Origin of the sequence: Pseudodonghicola flavimaris, from assembly GCF_030164425.1 — a bacterium.
Classification (GTDB): Bacteria; Pseudomonadota; Alphaproteobacteria; order Rhodobacterales; family Rhodobacteraceae; genus Pseudodonghicola; species Pseudodonghicola flavimaris.
On sequence record NZ_JASNJD010000028.1, the window covers coordinates 44,631 to 59,791 of the forward strand.

14 protein-coding genes are annotated in these 15,161 nt (G+C 62.0%); 12 read left to right on the forward strand and 2 right to left on the reverse strand.

What is annotated here, in order from left to right:
• Positions 1-12 precede the first annotated feature (12 nt).
• Genes QO033_RS23415 through QO033_RS23430 form a run of 4 tightly spaced genes read left to right on the forward strand, consistent with a single transcriptional unit; the run spans position 13 to position 5,407 of the window.
• The gene (locus tag QO033_RS23415; RefSeq protein ID WP_043753627.1) at positions 13-1,812 is read left to right on the forward strand and encodes an acyclic terpene utilization AtuA family protein; all 1,800 of its coding nucleotides are present in this window, start codon (positions 13-15) and stop codon (positions 1,810-1,812) included.
• A gap of 12 nt (positions 1,813-1,824) precedes the next feature.
• Positions 1,825-3,294 carry an acetyl-CoA carboxylase biotin carboxylase subunit gene (locus QO033_RS23420; protein WP_043753624.1) on the forward strand — a complete coding sequence of 490 codons (1,470 nt, stop codon included), beginning with the start codon at positions 1,825-1,827 and terminating at the stop codon, positions 3,292-3,294.
• Positions 3,282-3,797, forward strand: coding sequence for an acetyl-CoA carboxylase biotin carboxyl carrier protein subunit (locus QO033_RS23425; RefSeq protein WP_028288558.1), 516 nt, complete (start codon positions 3,282-3,284; stop codon positions 3,795-3,797). The genes QO033_RS23420 and QO033_RS23425 overlap by 13 nt, the downstream gene beginning before the upstream one ends.
• 2 nt (positions 3,798-3,799) lie before the next feature.
• Entirely contained in the window at positions 3,800-5,407 is a 1,608-nt protein-coding gene (locus tag QO033_RS23430) for an acyl-CoA carboxylase subunit beta (RefSeq protein WP_138424259.1), read from the forward strand.
• Between the two features lie 111 nt (positions 5,408-5,518).
• Here QO033_RS23430 and QO033_RS23435 read toward each other — a convergent pair whose 3' ends face one another.
• Entirely contained in the window at positions 5,519-6,130 is a 612-nt protein-coding gene (locus tag QO033_RS23435; RefSeq protein WP_204114562.1) for an acyltransferase, read from the reverse strand.
• A gap of 253 nt (positions 6,131-6,383) precedes the next feature.
• Here QO033_RS23435 and QO033_RS23440 point away from each other — a divergent pair, with 253 nt between their 5' ends.
• The 8 genes from QO033_RS23440 to QO033_RS23475 all read left to right on the forward strand — a co-directional run bounded on the left by QO033_RS23440 (position 6,384) and on the right by QO033_RS23475 (position 15,045).
• Positions 6,384-7,568: a lipid-transfer protein gene (locus QO033_RS23440; protein WP_204114561.1), complete on the forward strand. Its 1,185-nt coding sequence runs from the start codon at positions 6,384-6,386 to the stop codon at positions 7,566-7,568.
• A gap of 24 nt (positions 7,569-7,592) precedes the next feature.
• Complete coding sequence (locus QO033_RS23445; RefSeq protein WP_204114560.1) at positions 7,593-8,423, forward strand: SDR family NAD(P)-dependent oxidoreductase; 831 nt, start codon at positions 7,593-7,595, stop codon at positions 8,421-8,423.
• 179 nt (positions 8,424-8,602) lie between these two features.
• Positions 8,603-9,232, forward strand: coding sequence for a TetR/AcrR family transcriptional regulator (locus tag QO033_RS23450; RefSeq protein WP_057817049.1), 630 nt, complete (start codon positions 8,603-8,605; stop codon positions 9,230-9,232).
• 4 nt (positions 9,233-9,236) lie between these two features.
• A complete protein-coding gene (locus QO033_RS23455; protein ID WP_204114559.1) occupies positions 9,237-10,835 on the forward strand; it encodes an acyl-CoA carboxylase subunit beta in 1,599 nt (532 codons plus the stop codon).
• A 9-nt stretch (positions 10,836-10,844) separates the two neighbouring features.
• Positions 10,845-11,639: a crotonase/enoyl-CoA hydratase family protein gene (locus QO033_RS23460; protein WP_138424255.1), complete on the forward strand. Its 795-nt coding sequence runs from the start codon at positions 10,845-10,847 to the stop codon at positions 11,637-11,639.
• On the forward strand, positions 11,636-13,639 hold the full coding sequence (locus QO033_RS23465; protein WP_284483209.1) for an acetyl/propionyl/methylcrotonyl-CoA carboxylase subunit alpha: 2,004 nt from the start codon (positions 11,636-11,638) through the stop codon (positions 13,637-13,639). The genes QO033_RS23460 and QO033_RS23465 overlap by 4 nt, the downstream gene beginning before the upstream one ends.
• Positions 13,636-14,802, forward strand: a complete 1,167-nt coding sequence (locus QO033_RS23470; RefSeq protein ID WP_036540250.1) for an acyl-CoA dehydrogenase family protein — start codon at positions 13,636-13,638, stop codon at positions 14,800-14,802. Before QO033_RS23465 ends, QO033_RS23470 begins: the two co-directional genes overlap by 4 nt.
• Positions 14,803-14,850: 48 nt before the next feature.
• Complete coding sequence (locus QO033_RS23475; protein ID WP_284483210.1) at positions 14,851-15,045, forward strand: hypothetical protein; 195 nt, start codon at positions 14,851-14,853, stop codon at positions 15,043-15,045.
• A gap of 25 nt (positions 15,046-15,070) precedes the next feature.
• Here the strand turns inward: QO033_RS23475 and QO033_RS25375 are convergent.
• On the reverse strand, positions 15,071-15,161 hold a 91-nt coding region (locus tag QO033_RS25375; protein WP_456107298.1), incomplete at its 5' end, for a transposase domain-containing protein.

Below are 15,161 nucleotides of genomic sequence, written 5' to 3' on the forward strand. Positions count from 1 at the left end.
GAGGAGAGGAATATGTCGGAACGAAAGCTGCGCATCGGATGCGCGTCGGGCTTCTGGGGCGATACGCCGGAAGCGATCGGTCAACTGGTCTCAAAGGGCGAGATCGACTATCTGGTGTTTGACTATCTGGCAGAGGTGACAATGTCGCTGATGGCGCGGGCCCGCGCCAAAGCGCCCGAGTCGGGCTATGCGCCGGACTTCGTCAAGGCGCTGGCACCCTGGTTGTCGGATATCAAGGCAAAAGGGATCAAGGTCGTTGCCAATGCAGGGGGCGTGAACCCGCGTGGCTGCAGCGATGCGCTTGCCAAAGCCGCCGCCCAGGCCGGGATCGATCTGTCCATCGGAGTCGTGCTAGGCGATGACCTGTTGCCTAGGGCCGATGAAATTCGCAAAAACGGTCAGACGGAAATGTTCTCGGGTGTCGCATTTCCAGATGATATCTGGAGCATGAATGCCTATCTGGGTGCCCGCCCCATCGCTGCCGCGCTGGATGCCGGGGCCGACATCGTGATCACCGGACGCTGCGCCGACAGCGCGGTCGCGCTTGGTCCCCTGATGCATGAATACGGTTGGGGCGACGATGACTGGGACAAGCTCAGCCAGGGATCGCTGGCCGGCCACCTGATCGAATGCGGCCCCCAGGGAACCGGCGGCAACTTCACCGACTGGCAGGACGTGCCGGGTTGGGACAATATGGGCATGCCCATCGTCGAGGTGTCCGAAGACGGCAGTTTCATCATGACCAAGACGCCTGACACCGGCGGGCTGGTCGTGCCCGGGTCAGTCGGAGAGCAGATGCTCTATGAAATCGGGGACCCGCGCGCCTACCTGTTGCCCGACGTGATCTGCGACTGGTCCGGGGTCACCCTGGAACAGGTCGGACCCGACCGGGTGCTGGTCAAGGGCGGCAGGGGGCTTGGGCGCACCGACAGCTACAAGGTGTCGGCGACCCATGCCGATGGCTGGCGCGCGGTCTCTACCCTGACACTGGCCGCGATTGACGCACCCGCCAAGGCCGAACGTGTGGCCGAGGCGATCCTGACCCGCTGTCGCCGGATTTTCCGCGACCGCAACATGGGAGATTTCCGGCAGGTCAGCGTCGAGGTGCTGGGGGCCGAGGCGGCCTATGGCGCAAATGCGCGCGCCCGGACCCGCGAGGTGGTGCTCAAGATCGGCGCGGTCCATGACGATCGCGCCGCGCTGAACATCTTTGCCGGCGAAATCGCACCGATGGCGATTTCGACCGCGCAGGGTCTGACCGGGTTCTTCGCCGGACGGCCAAAGGTGCAGCCGGTGGTCCGTCTATTTTCCTTCCTTCAGAGCAAGGCCGAGACCCCCGTCGCGGTCGAGGTCGACGGCAAGGATGTGCCCGTGAGCGTGGCCGCCACGCCAGTCCACCTTGATCCGCCTGCCGCACCGCCCGCAGATAGCCGCGAGCCCGGTCCGGACGTTGTCAAGGTCCGCCTCGTCGATCTGGCCTGGGGCCGCTCGGGCGACAAGGGGGACATCGCCAATATCGGCATCCTCGCGCGCAAGCCGGACTACCTGCCATATATCCGCTCGGCTCTCAGCGAAGAGGTGGTGAAGGACTATTTCGCCCATGTCTGCGACGGCAGGGTAGAACGGTTCGACCTGCCCGGAAGCCATTCGCTGAATTTCCTGCTGCATGACTCGCTGGGCGGGGGGGGCATCGCTTCGGTCCGCATAGACCCGCAGGGCAAAGGGTTCGCGCAGATGCTGCTTGATATCGAAATTCCCGTGCCAGCCGATCTGGCCGCACGTGACGGACTGAATGCCGCGGCCCGGAACTAAGAGGACGACACCATGACCATTTCGAAACTCCTGGTCGCCAATCGGGGCGAGATCGCGGCGCGCGTGTTGCGCACCGCTAAGGCCCGCGGGCTTGCGACTGCCGTGTTGCGTCATGTCGCCGAGCAAGAGGGGCCGGCGCATCTGATTGCAGATGAGGTCGTGATGATCGACGGCCCGACGCCCGTGGCCGCCTATCTCGATATTCCTCAGATCGTCGAAGCCGCCAAAGGGATCGGCGCGGACGCGGTTCATCCCGGCTATGGCTTTCTGTCAGAGAATGCCGGTTTTGTCGCGGCGCTGGAAAAAGCCGGAGTGACCTTTGTCGGCCCGACGTCCGAGGTCATCGACCTGATGGGGGACAAGGTCCGCGCCCGCGCCTTCGTCGAGGAACGCGGGTTTCCCGTCGCCCCCTCGGCCATCGAGGATGATGATCCGGCGAGCTTTGTCGAACGCGCCCGCGCCGTTGGCTATCCGCTGCTCATCAAGCCCTCGGCCGGCGGTGGCGGCAAGGGCATGCGCGTCGTACGCGAGGACAGCACGCTGGAGACCGAAATCGAAACCGCGCGCCGCGAAGGCGAACGATATTTCGGCGACGGGCGGCTTTTCGTCGAACGCTATATCGAACGCCCGCGCCATATCGAGGTGCAGGTGATGGGCGACGGACAGGGCAACGTGGTCCATTTCTGGGAACGTGAATGTTCGATCCAGCGCCGGTTCCAGAAGATTATCGAGGAAACGCCGTCACCGGCGCTGACCCCCGAGCAACGGGATGAGATCTGCGAGACCGCTGCCGGAATTGCCCGCGCCGTCAAATACCGCGGGGCAGGGACTGTCGAATTCATCTATGCACAGGATGGGGCCTTTTATTTCCTGGAAATGAACACCCGCCTTCAGGTCGAACATCCGGTGACCGAGATGGTAACCGGCTTTGATCTGGTTGCCGAGCAGCTGCGTGTCGCGGCGGGCGACGGGCTGAGCGCCGTGCAGGCGGATATTCCCCAAACCGGACACTCGATCGAACTGCGCATCTGTGCCGAGGATGCGACCGCCGATTTTCGCCCCGCGATCGGCAATATCCTGCTGCTGGACGAACCCCAGGGCGAGGGGATCCGCGTAGACAGCGGCATTCTGGATGGCGGCAAGGTAACGACCGACTTCGACCCGATGTTGTCCAAGCTGATCGTGCATGGCCCGGATCGCGCGCAGGCCATCGCCCGTGCCCGGAGCGCGGTGCAAAGCTATGTGATTCTCGGGGTAACGACCAACACTGGTTACCTGGATGCAATCCTTGCACATCCGGATTTCGCCTCTGGTGACGTTTCAACTGGCTTCCTGGCTGAACAATCCGAAACGCTGACCGCGCCGGGCGAAGATGTCTCTGACTTGCTGATGGCGGCGGCGGCCCTATCGGACGAGCGCCTGGTGAGTGACGTAATGCAGATACCGGAAATGTACCGCAAGATGGGTGGGTGGAGAAACTGATGCAACGGATTTTTCAGATGGACGGAGAAGAGACTGATTGCTGGCTGGGTCATGATGGCAGCCGGTTCGTGCTCAATACCCCCACTGGCGCTGTTGCCTGCCAATTGGACCCGACGGGTCTGCCGGGCGGTTACAAGCTGAGGGCCAAGGGTGTTGTGCGCGAATTGCGACTGGCCGTGGGGCCGGAAGCAACTTTTGTGCACATGGACGGGCGAACCTACGAAGTCGGGCGGGTTGATCCCGCCGAACGCCTGGCCGGAAGCGACGGTGGCGCGAGCGACGACCGATTGGTGGCGCCCATGCCGGGTGTCGTGGTGTCGGTTGCGGTTAAACCCGGCGATGCGGTTGAAGAAGGCCAGCCGCTTCTGGTGATCGAAAGCATGAAGTTGGAAACCACACTGACGGCCCCGCGCGACGGGGTCGTTGCCGAAATGCCATTCGCCGAAGGCGACAGTTTTGGTCTGAAAGACATCCTGGCCCAATTGGCCCCGGAGGAGGAGTGACAATGCGCAGGATTGAAAGTCTGATCGACACCAATGCCGCCGACTACAAGGCAAACTATGCCGCCATGTCTGAACGGCTGAAGGAATTCCACGCCCGCCAGCACGCGGCGCGTTTCGAACGCCCGCAACGCGATATCGACCGCCTTGCCCGCCAGAACAAACTGGGCGTGCGCGAGCGGTTGAAACTGCTGCTGGACCCCGGCACTCCGTTTTTGGAGTTTTCCACACTTGCCGCCTGTCGCGAATACGATGGAACCGTGCCTGGCGCCGCTGTGGTGACGGGCATCGGTATTGTGCAGGGTCGCGAGGTCGCCATCCACGCCAACGACGCTAGCGTCAAGGGCGGGGCTTGGTATCCACATACGGTCAAAAAGGTCGTGCGTCTTCTGGATGTCGCGCTGGAAAACCGCCTGCCGGTCATCCATATCTGTGACAGCGCGGGCGGTTTCCTGCCGCTGCAGCACGGGGTGTTTCCCGACCGGTATCTGGGCGGGCGGGTGTTCCGCAACCAGGTCAAGCTGAGCCAGGCCAATATCCCGCAGATTGCCGTGGTCGGCGGTCACTGCACGGCTGGCGGCGCCTATGTGCCGACGCTGAGCGACTACAACATCATCATCGAAGGCACAGGGGCGATTTTCCTTGGCGGTCCCCCGCTGGTCAAGGCGGCTACCGGCGAAGAGGTCGGTGTTCAGGAGCTTGGCGGCGCGGTCATGCACACCTCGGTATCGGGCACCGGCGACTATCGCGCCGCGACCGAAAAACACGCCTTTTCACTGGCCCGCGAGATTGTCGGCCAGTGGAAGCGCACGCCGAAAACGATCATCGAAACCGCGGCCTATGAAGAGCCTTACTATGACCCCAAAGAACTCTACGGGATCATTCCAAAAGACCGGAAAACCCAGTTCGACATGCGCGAGGTTCTGGCCCGGATCGTGGACGGCTCACGCTTTCACGAATACCAGCCGGACTATGGCACCACGATGGTGTGCGGCTTTGCCCATATCTGGGGTTACAAGGTCGGCATCCTTGCCAACAACGGGGTGCTGTTCAACGACAGTTCGCTCAAGGCAGCGCATTTCATGCAGTTGTGCAACCAGAACCGCACGCCTCTGGTCTTTTTCCAGAACATCACCGGCTATATGGTGGGCCGCGAATACGAAGAACGAGGCATCGCCAAGGATGGCGCCAAGATGCTGATGGCGCAGGGCGGCTCGGTCGTGCCGAAGTTCACAGTAATCGCCAATGCGTCTTACGGGGCCGGCAACTACGGGATGTGCGGACGGGCCTGGGACGCGCGCACGCTGTTCATGTGGCCCCAGGCCGAGATCGGCGTGATGGGGGCGGATCAGGCCGCAAATACCATGGCGGACGTCAAGATTCGGCAGCTTCAGCGCGAAGGCAAAGAGCTGACCGAAGAAGAAATCGCCGCGATCCGCGAACCGGTGCTGGAAAAATACAAGCGCGATGTCGAGGCTTATACCTCGACCTCGGAATTGTGGGACGACGGCATCCTCGACCCGGCGGACACACGCAACGCGCTTGGCATGTCGATTTCTGCCTCGCTCAATGCACCGATCGACGATCCGCACTACGGGATCTTCCGTCTGTAAAGGCTTGAGGGACGGCACACCGGGTCGGGGGGTGCCGTTCCGCGTCAAGGCGCTTGCATCTGGCGCTTTCGGAATCTGAAGTAGTCCTGACCGGTCCGGTTCCCGGACAGGTCAGGACGATGTCCGCCGCGCCTCCTGAATGGAGACGACGTCAGAGGCCGCCATGCCGGGCCGGTCTGCCTCGACCGCCTTCAGCGGCTCGACCGGCCTCAATCCGGCCAGACAATCGCGCGCAAGTTGCTGGTATTCCGCGGTGCCGCGCGTTTTCCACGCGATTTCTTTCTCGCTGACCTCGCGGATCACCTTTGCCGGCGATCCCACCACCATCGAACGCGCCGGAATCACGGTTTCGCCACGCACAAACGCCTGCGCGCCGACAATCGATTCCGCCCCAAGCTCTACACCATCCATAATGACGGAATTCATTCCGACCAGAGCGTTCCGGCCCACTGTGCAACCGTGCAGGATCGCGCCATGGCCGATGTGGCCGTCGCTTTCCACCACGGCGTCGCGGCCGGGAAAGGAATGGATGATGCAATTGTCCTGAACATTGGCTCCATCCCCGATCACGATCCTGCCGAAATCGCCCCGCAAGCTTGCTCCGGGGCCGATGTAGCATCCATGACCCAAGATGACATTTCCGATCAGAACGGCCTGGGGGTGGACATATGTATCCTCGGGCACGACGGGTATAAAACCCTTGAACTCATAACAGTATGCCATTCCGACCACCTTTCGTAAGCTGAGTGCTAAACGCTTGTCAGCGGTTGCGCCGGGACCAGAATCCCTCAATTGTGCCGCCGATCAGGGCGTGTGGCCCGAAAACAAACACAAGTTAGAAAATAGCGCAAGCTCCCTACGTCACAGCTTGGCGATATTGACACTTCCCAAGGTTGGGATTTAAAATCTAACAAATGGTAGAAAATAGGCTGGCGGACCGATTAGGGTGGCCTGACCGAACTAGGGAGAGAGAGAAATGACAGACAAAGCCTATGTTGCAGGCGTTGGGATGGTCCCGTTCCAGAAGCCGGGAAAATCCGAAAGCTACGATGTGATGGCGACCGCTGCGACCCGGTCCGCTCTGGCAGACGCGGGGTTGGATTATGATAAAGTCCAACAGGCCTATGTGGGCTATGTCTATGGCGACAGCACCTGCGGTCAGCGCGCCTTGTACCATGTCGGAATGACAGGCATCCCGGTTCTGAATGTGAACAACAACTGCTCGACCGGATCGTCCGCCCTGTTCCTGGCCAGGCAGGCAGTTGAAAGCGGCGCGGTCGAATGTGCTCTGGCACTTGGGTTCGAACAGATGCAGCCTGGCGCAATCGGTGCGATGTTCCATGACCGGGTCAGCCCGTTTGCGGCATTCGACAATGAAACCGACGAACTGGTTGGCAGTGCCGAGATCCCGCTGGCGCTGCGGTACTTCGGCGGTGCCGGCAAGGCGCATATGGACGAGTTCGGCACCCCCCTAGAAACCTTCGCAAAAATCCGCGCCAAGGCCAGCCGACATGCTGCGAAGAATCCGGTTGCCCTGTTCCGGCAGAAGGTGACGGCGGAAGACGTCATGGCCGCCCAGGTCGTCTGGCCCGGCGTCATGACCAAGCTCATGGCCTGTCCGCCAACCTGTGGCGCGGCCGCCGCGATCATTTGTTCCAAGGAATTCGCCGACAAGCACGGACTGGACAGTTCGGTTCGGATCGCGGCGCAGGCCATGACGACCGACGGCCCGGAAACTTTCGAAGCCCATGACATGCGCGAAGTGGTCGGCTTTTCGATGGCCAAGCGCGCCGCCGATCAGGTTTACGAGGACGCGGGCATCGGGCCCGAGGACGTGGATGTGGTCGAACTGCACGACTGTTTCGCCCACAACGAGCTTATCACCTATGAGGCGCTTGGCCTTTGCGGTCGCGGCGAAGCGGCGAAATTCGTTGATGATGGCGACAACACCTACGGCGGAAAATACGTGACCAACCCGTCGGGCGGTCTTTTGTCCAAAGGCCATCCGCTTGGGGCGACCGGCCTAGCGCAATGTACCGAGCTCGTTCAGCAGCTTCGCGGCCAGGCAGATGCGCGCCAGGTTGATGGCGCACGTCTGGCGCTTCAGCACAATCTGGGCCTCGGCGGGGCCTGCGTCACCACGCTTTATGAAAAAGCCTGATAGCGCCTTTCGGGAGGAATCAATATGACTGGAAAACTCGACGGGCGCGTGGCGCTGGTCTCGGGCTCGGGCCGGGGCATTGGCCGCGAAATCGCTCTCAAACTGGCCTCGGAAGGGGCCCGGCTGGTGATCAACGATCTGGACGCCGGTCCGGCCAATGAAACCGCCGAGGCGGTGCGCGCAATGGGAGCTGAGGCCGTGGTCTGTGCCGGCAGCGTTACCGAAGTCGGTTTTGCCGAACGGTTCATCAAGACCGGCGTGGACAGCTTTGGCGGGTTAGACATCATCGTGAACAACGCAGGCTACACTTGGGATAGCGTCGTTCAGAAGATGTCCGACGAACAGTGGCAGGCGATCATCGACGTCCACCTGACGGCACCTTTCAAGATCCTGCGCGCTGCCCAGCCGGTGATCAGCGCCAAGGCCAAGGAAGAGGCCGCCGCCGGGCAAGAGGTGTTCCGCAAGGTAGTCAACATCTCGTCCATCGCAGGGACCGGCGGCAATGCTGGCCAGATCAACTATTCCGCCGCTAAGGCCGGTATCCTAGGGGTCACCCGGACGATGGCCAAGGAATGGGGCCGCTATAAGGTCAACGTCAACGCCGTCGCCTTCGGCCCGATTCGCACCCGCTTGACCGAAGGCAGCGCGGATGGCGACAGCACGATCAAGGTCGAAGAAAAAGAGATCAAGGTCGGCGTGAATCCCGATCTCCTGTCCCAGATGGAGCGCATGATCCCGCTGGGCCGGGTCGGCACTCCGGAAGAAGCTGCCGGTGCCGTCTATCTGTTCTGTGCGCCGGAATCGAACTTCATTTCAGGCCAGCACGTCATCTGCGGTGGCGGTTTCGTGATCTAAGGCAGTTGCCCGGACCCGATGACGTGGTCCGGGCAAGCACATTAATGTCTGGGCGGCCTCTTGGCGGTCGCCAATGCGGAATTTTCCGCAAACTCTAGTCTGGCACGATCACGACGATTGACTCACTTGAGTTATTAACCTAACAGGCGTTAGTTAGGCGTTGGGGGATACGAAAGTCTATGGCACAAAACACGGCAATCAAAGTCAACGAGACATCGCGCAGCGCGGTTGGACGGGACGGGGTGCTGGACATTGCCGCGCGGCTTTTCCGCGAACAAGGCTACGGGTCCGTTTCGCTCCGAAAAATTGCCGAGGCCGCCGGGATCAAGGCGGGTAGCATATACTATCATTTCGGTTCCAAGGACGAGATCGTCGCGGCCGTTCTTGATGCAGGGATTCGAGTCGTTCACGCGAGCATGAGAGACGCCATCACCGACCTGCGGGCCGATACCGACGGCGAAACGGTACTGCGCGCCGCGATCCGGGCGCATCTGCGCGCACTTCTTGATGTGAGCGATTATACATCGGCGAATGTGCGTATTTTCGGGCAGGTGCCGCAATCCGTCCGGGATGCCAACTTGCCTACGCGAAGGGCCTATGAGGCAGAGTGGGACAGTCTTCTGTCCCAGCTTAAGAAAGACGGCACGCTGAAGCAAGACGTCGATATCCGTCGCCTGCGCCTGATGCTGATCGGTACATTGAACGCCACGCTCGATTGGTTCGACCCGGACCGCGGTAGCGCCGATGCGTTGTCACGCACCTATGCCGATGTGTTCCTCAACGGGATACTCCAAAGACAGGATACCTGACTTCATGGCACGTCTTGAAACAGCGGTGCTGACCGCATCAGAGACCTACACCCGCAACCACGCCGCACTAAGCGAGCGCGTCGAAACGCTGCGCGCGCGGATCGCCGAAGCAACGGCTGGCGGCCGCCCCGATATGGTCGCGCGGCATCGCAAGCGCAGCAAGCTGTTGGTCCGCGAACGGATCGACCTGCTGGTGGATCCGGGCACTGCGTTTCTTGAGCTGTCGTCGCTTGCCGCCTACGGTCAATACGGGGGCGAGGTGCCCGGTGCGGGGATCGTGACCGGTATCGGGATCGTCCACGGGCTGCCCTGCGTTGTGATCGCCAACGATGCGACAGTGAAGGGTGGGTCTTTCTATCACGAAACCGTGCAGAAACACATCCGCGCCCAGGAAATCGCAGCCGAGAACCGGCTGCCCTGCCTCTATCTGGTGGATTGCGGCGGTGCCTATCTGCCAGAGCAGGACCGGGTTTTCCCCGATGCCCGCCATTTCGGCAATTCCTTTTATCGTCAAACCAACATGTCCGCGAGCGGCCTGCCGCAGATCTCGGCGGTCTTTGGAGGCTGCACGGCCGGTGGGGCCTATATCCCGGCCCTGTCGGACGAAGTCATCATGGTACGCGGCAACGCACGCATCCATCTGGGCGGCCCCTCGATCGTCAAGGTGGCGATCAACGAAGAGGTTGATGGAGAAACATTGGGGGGGGCCGAGATGCATTCGCGCTTCTCCGGTGTGTCTGACCATCTGGCCGAGGACGAGTATCATGCGCTTGCTCTGATGCGCGACATCGTATCCGAACTGGGCCTGTCGCGCCCGATGGGTCCCGATGCAACCTGCGCGCCGCCGGCGCGCAACCCAGAGGAACTGCTTGGCGTCATCAGCGCCGATCGCAAACAGCCCTATGACATGCGCGAGGTTCTGCTGCGCATGATCGACGCCGGCGAATTCCGCGAATTCAAGCCCGGATGGGGTGAGACGCTGGTCTGCGGCACCGCGCGGATTCACGGCTATCGAGTGGGCATTCTCGCAAATAATGGGGCGCTTGTGTCCGACAGTTCGCTCAAGGGCGCGCAATTCGTGTCGATGTGCGATCAACGCAACATCCCGCTTTTGTTCCTCCACAACATCTCGGGCTTCATGGTCGGCACCGAAGCCGAGCGCGGCGGCATTGCCAAAGACAGCGCCAAGCTGGTCTATGCCATGTCGGTTGCCAAGGTGCCGCGCCTGTCGGTCCTCTTGGGCGGCTCATACGGGGCAGGCAACTACGGCATGTGCGGACGTGGTTTCGCCCCGAATTTTCTCTTCGCCTGGCCCACGGCGGAACTGGCCACCATGTCTGCCGACATCGCCACAAATGTGATGCTGGAACTGCGCCGCCAGAAAGGGGGCGACCCGGGCAAGATGGAGGCCGACATGAAGCTAATCGAGGAGCAGGTTCGGGCCCAGTACGGTGAACAGTCCGATCCCTATTATGCCACCTCGCGGCTTTGGGATGACGGGCTGATCGAACCCGCGCAAACCCGCGATATCCTTGGCCTGTGTCTGGCCATCGTGACATCGGTGCCCGAAGCCGGTCGCCATACGCCTGTATTCAGAATGTGAGGCTTCAAGTTGACCAATACCTACAACACGATCCTTATCGAAACCGATGCGCGTGGCGTCGCCAGGCTGACGCTCAACCGCCCCGACAAACACAATGCGCTGAATGGCGAATTGATCGCAGAGCTATACGATGCCGCCGAAAAGCTGGCTGCAGATGACGATGTGCGTATTGTGGTCCTGACCGGCGCGGGCAAGAGCTTCTGCGCGGGCGGCGATTTCAACTGGTTCGCCTCTAATGTCGAGAAAACCCGTAGTGAAAGGGTCGCACAAAGCGCCACGCTGGCGCGGCTGTTGCGCCGCCTTGACACGCTGCCCAAGCCCTTGATCGGGCGGATCAACGGCCCGGCCTACGGTGGCGGTGTCGGCATGATCTCCGTCTGCGACTACACCATCGGCGCCGAAGGCGCGCGCTTCGGTCTGACCGAGGTCAAACTGGGCCTTCTGCCCGCGAATATATCGCCTTATGTGGTGGCCCGCATCGGCAAGGTGCATTCGCGTGAAACCATGCTGTCGGGGGCGTTGTTCGACACGGCCCGCGCCGAGCGGATCGGTCTGTTGACCGAGGTTGTCGCGCCGGGCGACTTGGACGCCACGGTGAACCGGGTGGTGCATGATCACCTTCAGGCCGCGCCGGGTGCCGTGGCCGATACCAAGGCGCTGATCGCCTATGTCGCGTCCCACGATCTGGAGACCAACATGATCTACACCGCCGACCGGCTGGCCGATGCGTGGGAGACGGAGGAAGGTATCGAAGGCATCAACAGCTTCATCAACAAGGGCGTTCCGTCATGGCGGGTGAAATGAGCTTCACCCGCGTTCTGATCGCCAACCGGGGCGAGATTGCCCGGCGCATCCAGCGCGGGTGCCGCAAACTGGGGCTGGAAAGCGTAGCGGTGTTTTCGGACGCGGACCGCGACGCGCCCTTCGTGGCCGAGGCCGATCATGCCGTCTGCATCGGTGGGGCCGCCCCGTCAGACAGTTATTTGAACGTCGAGGCCATCCTTGAGGCCGCGCGGGCGACGGGCGCGGGTGCGGTGCACCCGGGATATGGTTTTCTGTCTGAGAATGCCGGTTTCGCGGCGGCGGTCGAGGCGGCGGGCCTTGTGTTCATCGGGCCGGAACCCGACGCTATCGCGCGGATGGGCTCCAAGATCGAGGCCAAGGCTGCCGCCGAAGCCGCAGGCGTGCCCGTCCTGCCCGGCTATCGCGGCGAGGATCAGTCCGATGCGCGCCTGCTACAAGAGGCCGAGGCGCTTGGCACCCCCTTTCTGGTCAAGGCCAGCGCCGGCGGCGGCGGACGCGGGATGCGGCTTGTCTCCGATCTGGGCGACGCACCCGAAGCGATTGCATCTGCCCGGGCCGAAGCGCAGAGCGCCTTCGGCGATCCGGCGGTGTTCCTCGAACGCTATGCGCCCCGTGCCCGCCACGTCGAAGTGCAGGTTCTGGGCGACACTCACGGCACCGTGCTGCATCTGGGCGACCGCGATTGTTCGCTGCAACGCAACCACCAAAAGCTGATCGAAGAAGCCCCCGCCGCCGATCTTCCCGAGGCTGTGCGCGACCGCATGCGTGCGGCAGCGGTGCGGTTGGCGCAGGCGATCGGCTATCGCTCCGCCGGAACGGTGGAATACCTCTATGACCCCGGGCGCGGTGAATACTACTTTCTGGAAATGAATACCCGGTTGCAGGTGGAACACCCCGTGACCGAGGCGATCACCGGCATCGATCTGGTCGAATGGCAGTTGCGCATCGCGCGGGGCGAGCCGCTGGCGCTGACGCAAGGCGATGTGCAGTTTGACGGGCACGCCATTGAAATCCGCATCGCCGCCGAAAACCCGGCCGAGAATTTTCACCCCGAAACGGGCGAGATCACCCTTTGGGCGCCGCCTGCGGATGTGCGGCTGGACACTGGGGTAGAGTGCGGTTCGGTCGTCGGCCACCACTACGATTCCATGATTGCCAAGCTGATCGTCCACGCGCCGGATCGGACCGGGGCGATCCGCCGGGCGATCACCGCGATCGATGCTTTTGCCGTCGGCGGCGTCGGCCTGAACCTGGCCTATCAACGCGCGTTACTGGCACACCCGGATTTTGCGGCGTTCCGTCACCATACCTCGGGCCTGCCCGAGATGTTTCCAGGCGGCTGGACTGAACCGTCCGCTGATCCCCGGGACATGGCCTTTGCCGCGATGGCGCTGCATCTGCGTCTCGTGCCGGCGGGCGCGTCGCCCTGGGAAAGCCTAGGGTCATGGCGACTCACAGCCCCCGCGGGACAGTCCGGCGCGGCCTTCTATTGGGACACAACCAAAGACGAACCGATCCGCATGTACGGCTCCGGGTCGGGGTTGACTGCCATTCAACCGGACGGCCAGACCATCACGGTCGAGAGTGCCGTTTTAACAGGATGCCGTCTGAGCGGACGCATCGACGGGGTTCCGTTTTCGCGCATCGCTTACGTCGTGCGCGCGCCGAGTCACTGGCGAGTGCACCTGCAAACCCCTGCTGGAATGACCGCGACAGACCTGCGTACGCTGGAAGACCAGCATCTGCAACGTGCCACCGGCGGGTCTGGCGTCGCTGACCTGTTGTCCGCACCCATGCCCGGCGCCGTGGCCGAGGTGCGCGTCGCACTCGGCGACCGCGTCAAAGCCGGTGACACGCTGGTGGTGCTTGAGGCCATGAAGCTGTTGCAAAGCCTGCCCGCGCCGGTCGCGGGCGTGGTGACTGAAATCTATTGTGCACCCGGCGATACGGTCGCCGGGCACGCCCCACTTATCAAACTCGATCCAGAGGAAAACACATGACCAGACAAGACAGCATTACTCAGGTCACCGGCCCGTTCAACGAAGACCTCGAGATGATCCGCAACCAGTTGCGCCGGTTCATTGAAGCCGAGGTGACCGCCAAGGCCGAGCCTTGGGAGGAGGAGGGCAAGGTACCCCGCGACGTGCTGCGCCGGATGGGTGATCTCGGCGTGCTGGGGATGCGCTATGACGAACAGTATGGCGGCGCGGGGCTGGACGTGATGTCCAGCGTGGTTTTGGCCGAAGAGGTCGGGCGATCCACTTTCGGCGGGTTCTCGGCCACCGTTCTGGTCCACACCGACATGGCCTCGCCGCATCTGGAAAACGCCGGCACGCCCGAACAGAAGGCGCGCTGGATGCCGTCGATCGTCTCGGGCGAAATGATCACCGCCGTTGCTGTGACCGAACCGGGCGCGGGCTCGGACGTGGCGGGCATGCGCTCCCGCGCGGTGCGGGACGGGTCGGATTGGGTGCTGAACGGCACCAAGATGTTCATCACCAACGGCGTGCATGGCGATCTCTACTTTGTCGGTGCCAAGACCGATCCCGATGCCAAGGGGTCGCGCGGGATCACCATATTTGCGGTCGAAAAAGGCACGCCGGGCTTTTCGGTCGGACGGGCGTTGAACAAGACCGGCTGGCTGTGCTCGGACACTGCCGAACTGATCTTCGAAGATGTCCGTATCCCGGCCGAAAACGTCTTGGGCGAGGTCAACCGCGGTTTCTATTCGGTAATGAAGAACTTCCAGAACGAACGCATTGTGCTGGGTGCGATGGCCTGTGCCGAAGCGCAAACCGCGCTGGACATGACCGTGGATTATGTCAAGCAGCGCAGGGCCTTTGGCGGCGTTCTGTGGGACAAGCAGGCCGTGCGCCAACGGCTGGCCGACTGTCAGACGCGGATCGCTGCAGGACGTCAGCTGGTCTATCACGCCGCCGGTCTGGATGCCGCGGGCGGTGACTGCGTGAAAGAGGTCTCGATGGTCAAAGCCTATTGCGGCGAACTGGTGAACAGCGTGCTTTATGACTGCGTCCAGTTTCACGGCGGTATGGGTTATATGCGCGAAACACCGGTGGAACGCATGTCACGCGATGCCCGTGTGCAGGCCATCGGCGGCGGGGCGAGCGAAGTCATGTTGGAAGAAGTCGCCAAGCGCATGTGAGCTTACTATCCAAAAAATTAACAATCTACAGAAACAAGGACGAAAAAGATGAATCTGGAAACCACTCAAAGCCAAACACTCGCAAAACTTACCCAAGAGATCTCGATAATTCTCGTCGGCACAATTCTTCTGACACTATCCGCCAAAATCGTGGTGCCGTTCTACCCGGTTCCCATGTCTACACAAACCCTGGTTGTCTTGGGTCTGGGCCTTTTCCTGGGGCCGGTGCGCAGTAGTCTGTAAGCGGCGGCTGCATCCCACCTCAGGTTCAGCTTGACGGCTTGAAGTTCCACGGGAGAAGTTCGTCGATGCGGCCTTGCGGATGGCCGGCGGCGATGGCCTCGAGGGTGGTCTTGAGA

Bases quoted from the DNA above. Each gene is read 5' to 3' on its own strand.
- QO033_RS23415 (WP_043753627.1), top strand. From the start codon at position 13: ATGTCGGAACGAAAGCTGCGCATCGGATGCGCGTCGGGCTTCTGGGGC.
- QO033_RS23420 (WP_043753624.1), top strand. From the start codon at position 1,825: ATGACCATTTCGAAACTCCTGGTCGCCAATCGGGGCGAGATCGCGGCG.
- QO033_RS23430 (WP_138424259.1), top strand. From the start codon at position 3,800: ATGCGCAGGATTGAAAGTCTGATCGACACCAATGCCGCCGACTACAAG.
- QO033_RS23435 (WP_204114562.1), bottom strand. From the start codon at position 6,130: ATGGCATACTGTTATGAGTTCAAGGGTTTTATACCCGTCGTGCCCGAG.
- QO033_RS23440 (WP_204114561.1), top strand. From the start codon at position 6,384: ATGACAGACAAAGCCTATGTTGCAGGCGTTGGGATGGTCCCGTTCCAG.
- QO033_RS23445 (WP_204114560.1), top strand. From the start codon at position 7,593: ATGACTGGAAAACTCGACGGGCGCGTGGCGCTGGTCTCGGGCTCGGGC.
- QO033_RS23450 (WP_057817049.1), top strand. From the start codon at position 8,603: ATGGCACAAAACACGGCAATCAAAGTCAACGAGACATCGCGCAGCGCG.
- QO033_RS23455 (WP_204114559.1), top strand. From the start codon at position 9,237: ATGGCACGTCTTGAAACAGCGGTGCTGACCGCATCAGAGACCTACACC.
- QO033_RS23465 (WP_284483209.1), top strand. From the start codon at position 11,636: ATGAGCTTCACCCGCGTTCTGATCGCCAACCGGGGCGAGATTGCCCGG.
- QO033_RS23470 (WP_036540250.1), top strand. From the start codon at position 13,636: ATGACCAGACAAGACAGCATTACTCAGGTCACCGGCCCGTTCAACGAA.
- QO033_RS23475 (WP_284483210.1), top strand. From the start codon at position 14,851: ATGAATCTGGAAACCACTCAAAGCCAAACACTCGCAAAACTTACCCAA.